The organism is Methylobacterium sp. WL103 (assembly GCF_008039885.1).
Classification (GTDB): domain Bacteria; phylum Pseudomonadota; class Alphaproteobacteria; order Rhizobiales; family Beijerinckiaceae; genus Methylobacterium; species Methylobacterium cerastii.
Window position 1 is genome coordinate 1 of the sequence record NZ_VRUX01001169.1, and the last position, 666, is coordinate 666.

The 666-nt window shown below is 66.4% G+C and carries 1 pseudogene; it reads right to left on the reverse strand.

The annotated features are described in order from the left end of the window. Positions 1–567: 567 nt before the first annotated feature. Positions 568–666: pseudogene (locus tag FV222_RS28440) on the reverse strand (ATP-binding protein); the annotation flags it as partial.

Sequence of the window (666 nt, forward strand, 5' to 3'; positions counted from 1 at the left end):
CTCCGAGCGGACGATTGAGGGGGAAAACGGCGCTCGCTACCGTGTCCGGTTGATGGCCTCGTCCCGAAAGGGCAGCCGGATGCCCGGGATCGTCGCGAACTTCACGAACCTACTGGAGCAGGGATGATCGAGGGGAGCGGGCACCGCGCCTAGAACCTCGGCGGCCCGTCCGCGCTTACGTGATACCGACGAGGCTGCCTACGCGAGAATAGCTGGCAAACGGCACGCCTTTGCAGAGGCCGCCCACCTCTGTTTCGTGGGAAAGCAGATCGCGGCGCCGGCCTGAGTTGAAGGTCGAACGTCAGGTTTCCGGCGGCCAGCTCGGGTCCGCTCCCCACCCCGAGCTGAAGTTGCCGGATGTCCGACGAAGGGCCGCTTATGGGCAGCCCCCATGGCGGATCAGGCGGCCGGGTTGGGTCGATTTCAGCAGGTCTGCTTATGGACAGCCCTGCATAGAAGTGAACGTCACCACCACGCCTAAGGCGTGATCCAGTTCTGACTTGAAGCCCAAGCTCTCAGGTGTCCGCGTCGAGCCCACGGGAGACGCTAAACGGGCGACCATCAGGTCAGGACGTTGTGGCCGCCGGCCGCGGCGATCTCGAGCGCGCGCTTGGCGCCCTCCTGGCCCTTGATGTCGCGGAGGTCCGGCAGGGGCGGGCCCGGGGC